At 77.5% G+C, this 4,229-nt stretch carries 2 protein-coding genes; both read left to right on the forward strand.

Translation table 11 applies throughout. The features are described 5' to 3' along the window. On the forward strand, positions 1 to 2,974 hold a 2,974-nt coding region (locus BJF79_RS33350), incomplete at its 5' end, for a DUF4132 domain-containing protein (RefSeq protein WP_075903433.1). Between the two features lie 136 nt (positions 2,975 to 3,110). After that, positions 3,111 to 4,229 (forward strand): hypothetical protein (locus tag BJF79_RS33355; protein WP_262402917.1); only part of this gene is annotated, 1,119 nt, incomplete at its 3' end.

Consider the following 4,229-nt stretch of genomic DNA (forward strand, 5'->3'; position numbering starts at 1 on the left):
CCTGGGCGGGGAGCCCGACGCCGTCGGGGCCGCCGTCGTCGAGGCCGTCGCGCTCGCCGGGGAGAACACGGACGGGCGGTGCCGGCCGTTCGTCGATCTGTGGCGCGCGGGGCACGGCCTCGGGTTCGCGGCGTGCGCGGCGGTGGAGCTGAGCCGGTTGCGGGTCCCGCCCCGGGACGGGCGGCCCGTGCCCGTTCAGATCGAGACCTTCCACCTGGGCATCATGGAGGAGGAGACGCTCCGGTACGTCCGCCGCCTGCTGGTGGCGGCGCCGGACGCCGAGCACGCGGACGCCGTCCGGCGACTGGCGGACCACCGGACGGACGCGGCGCGGCGGCGCGTCGTGTCTTACCTCGTCCCGACCCACGCGGAATGGCTGGACGAGAGCGCGGCCGATCCGATCGGCGGCTACGACGTCCGCATGTTGAGACTGCATTCGATCGACCGGGCCGAGCGGCTCGCCGGTCCGTCGCCCGCGCTGTTCTACGCGGACATCACGCGGGGGCTGCTCGCGACGCTGCTGGACGCGTGCGGCGCGCACGTCCTGCCGGTCCTGCTGGCCGTGGTCGACGAGAACCTCCCCGCCCGCCAGGCCGACATGCTGCTGGAGGCCGTGACGCTGCTCCCGACGGACGCCGCGTTCGCCGCGCTGGTGGAGCGCGCCGACCGCGACCGGGTGCGGCCCGCGCTGCTGACGATGATGGAGCGGTTCCCGGTGCGGGCGGCGCGGGTGCTGGCGGCGACCGACACCGCCCGGGCGCTGGACCTGCTGAGGACGCACGTCAGGGCCCGTCCGGAACTCGCCGGGCTGCTGCCCGAGGGCGCCCGGGCGGTGCTGCGCGAGCGGGAGGAGCGGCCGGAGGCCGACCCCGCGAGCCTTCCGGCGCCGCTGAGCGGGCTGCCGTGGGACGAGCCGGTGAAGCCGATCGTGCAGGGCCTCGAACCTCCCGCGACGCGGGCGACGGTCTGGGCGGACGGCGAACGCGACGAATGGACCCTCGCGGGCTTGGACGAGATGCCCGTCCCGGAGAACGTGAACTGGGACGACCTGGAGAGCGCCTTCCAGGAGGCCAACTCCGTCACCCGGGCCCGGATCGCGATGTACGGGCCGGAGGAGCGGGTCCGGCCCGTCCTCGCCGGGTGGGACGAGCCGATGTCCTGGCTCGACGACGAGGGGGACTGGCCGAAGTCGCTCGTCGCCCGGTACGGGTGGGACGCGCTGCCGTTCGCGCACGCCATGGCGAAGGCGGAGCAGGCGAAGCACGCCGCCCTGCTCGTGCCTTTCCTGGACGCCGGGGTCGCGGAGGTGATGGGCGACTGGCTCGCCCGCGGGACGCGCGGTGCCGCCGCCGCCCGCGACTGGTGCGACCGGCACGGTCTCGCCGCGGTGCCGTTCGTGGTCCCGGCGGCGCTCGCCAAGCCCGTGGTGCGGCGGCGGGCGGCGGAGGCGGTGCTGCGGCGCGTCGCCGAACGGCACGGCGTCGACGCCGTCGCGGGCGTCGTCCCGGCGGCGGCGGACGGGCTGCGCGCCGTCCTGGCCGCGCACCCGGCGGCGACCGGTCTGCTGCGCCGCCCCAAGCCCGGCGTCTGGGCCGACCCGGCCGTTCTGCCCCCGGTGTTCCTGCGCGACCGGAAGCGGGTCCTTTCGCCGGAGACTGCCCGGACCCTGGTCGAGCTGCTGGCGATGCCCGAACTGGACGGCATGGACGTGGTCGAGCGGGAGTGCGACCCCGAGTCGCTGGCGGGGTTCGCGCTGGCGCTGTTCGAGGGCTGGCTGTCGGCCGGGATGCCCGCCGACGGCGCCTGGGCGCTGACGCGGCTCGCCCGGTTCGGCGACGACCGGGCCGTCCCCGTGCTGGCCCCCCTCGTCCGCACCTGGCCCGGCAAGGAGCGCATGTACCGGGCCAAGCAGGGCCTGGACGTCCTCGTCGGGATCGGCACCGACACGGCGCTGGCGGACCTGCACGAGCTGGCCGTCCGGTGGCCGGGCGTCAGCCTGCGGAAGGCGGCGGGCCGGGCGTTCGACCGGGCGGCCGCCGTGCGCGGCGTGTCCGCGGGGACGCTCGGCGACCGGTTCGTCCCCGACCTCGGACTGGACGACGACGGCTCGGTGACGATCGACTACGGGCGGCGCCGGTTCACCGCCCGGTTCGACGCCCGGCTCCGGCCCGTCGTGACCGACGAGGACGGCGTGCTCCGCAAGTCCCTCCCGAAACCGGGCAAGAAGGACGACCCCGAGCTCGCCCCCGCCGCGCACGCGGCGTTCACCACGCTGCGCAAGAAGGTCGCCGACGCCGCGTCGTTCCAGGTCGTGCGGCTGGAGTCGGCGATGCGGACGGGACGCGCGTGGACGCCCGACGAGTTCCGCGGCTACGCGGTCCGCGACCCGCTCGTCCGGCAGATCGCCCGCCGCCTCGTGTGGCTGTGCGAGGGGGACGGCGCGCCGGTCGCGTTCCGCATCGCCGAGGACGGCACGTTCGCCGACGCCGACGACGACGTGTTCGAGCCGTCCGCCGCCGCGCGGATCACCGTCGCGCACCCGGTGCGGCTCGGCGCGGCCGCCGCGACGTGGGCGGGGATCCTCGCCGACTACGAGCTGCTGCAGCCGTTCGCGCAGCTCGACCACCCGGTGTGGACGCTCACCGAGGACGAGCGCGCGGGCGCCGTGCTGGCCCGGCTGGAGGGACGGGACGTGCGGCGCGACGCCGTCGAGGCCCTGACCGGCCGCGCCTGGTTCAGGGTCCGCAACCGGTACCGCATCGACACGATCGCGCGCCGCTTCGCGGCCGACCGGCACGTCGTCGCCGAGTTCGACCGGTGCGAGGACGACCCCGCCCACTGGACGATCCGCAGCGTGCGCGCCGTCACCGAACCCGGCGCCGCCGGGACGCCCGTGCGGTTCGGCGCGCTCGATCTCGTCGCCGCGTCCGAGGTGCTCACCGACCTGCTCATGGCCGCCGGGGAGGCCACGTGACCGCGCTTCCCGACGAGGACGCCCTGGCCCTCCCGTCCGCCTGGCTGCGGTTCCTGCATCCCCGCGCGGCGGCACGCCCGTCCCGGCGCCGCGCGGGAACCGGGCCGCCGAGGTCCCCGGGATCGTCGCCGCCGCGGTGCCGCACATCGACGCCCTCCCGCCGGCGCGCGTCCGCGACGCCGCGCGGCGCCATCTGGCGGGGACGCCGGACGCCGCCGGGGCGGCGGTGGTCGCGGCGGTCGCGGCGGCCGTCTCCGGCCCGGCCGTCCACCGCGCGTTCGCCGACCGCGGGCACGCCGACCACGGGATCGGGTTCGCCGCCCGCGCCATGGTGGAGCTGACCCGGCTGACCGCGGCGCCCGCCGAGGACGGCCCCGGAATCGTGGTCGTCCGGCACGAGGGCGTGTGGCCCGAGGACGATCCGGACGGCGTCCTGCGGCACGTCCGGCGGCTCCTCGCGCGCGCCTCCGACGACGACTACGACGACGCGGTGCGGCGCCTGGCCCGCCACCGGACGACCGCGGCGACGCGCGGCGTCACCGCCTACCTCGCGCCCACCCGCCGGGACTGGGTGGAGGAGGCCGTCGAGGAGTCCGCGGGGCTCCCGTGGCTGCGGCGCCTGGCCCGCCTGTCGCTCGCCGACGCCGCCCGGCTCGACCGTCCGGACCTCCTGCCGCGCCCCGGCTACGCCCGCGACGAGTTCGTGACGCTCGCGGACGGGACGGGCCCGGACCTCCTCGCCTTCCTCCTGCGCTGCCTCGACCGGCCCGGCGCCGCCGCCCGCGACCGCGCCCTCGTCCTCGACACGGTGGCGGCGCTGCCGTCCGACGAGGCGTTCGGCGCGCTCCTCGGCCTGGTCGAGGGCAAGGGCGTCCGCGCTCAGGTGCGGCGGGAGGCGCGGCGGGTGCTGCCGGCCGCGGAGGCGCGCTTCCCGGTGCGGGCGGTGCCGGCTGCTCGGCCGCCTCGCGGAGCGCGGACGCCGGCGGCTCCTGCGAAGATCACGCGGCGGCGAACCCGGTCCTGGTCGCGGCGGCGCTGCGCACCTGCCCGCCGACGTCCGCGCGGCCGTCGCGCCGCCGCCCGCGATCGGCGTGCCGGACGCGCCGCCGGACGTCCTGCCCCCGCTGCCGTGGGACCGCCCGGTCAAACCGGTCGTGAAGGGGCTGGAACCGCCCGCGACCCGCGAAATTTCATGGGCGGACGGCGAACGCGACGCGTGGGCCGCCGAGGCGGTCCGCATGGTGCCCCGCCCGGA

The organism is Actinomadura sp. CNU-125 (genome assembly GCF_001942465.1).
Taxonomy (GTDB): Bacteria; Actinomycetota; Actinomycetes; order Streptosporangiales; family Streptosporangiaceae; genus Spirillospora.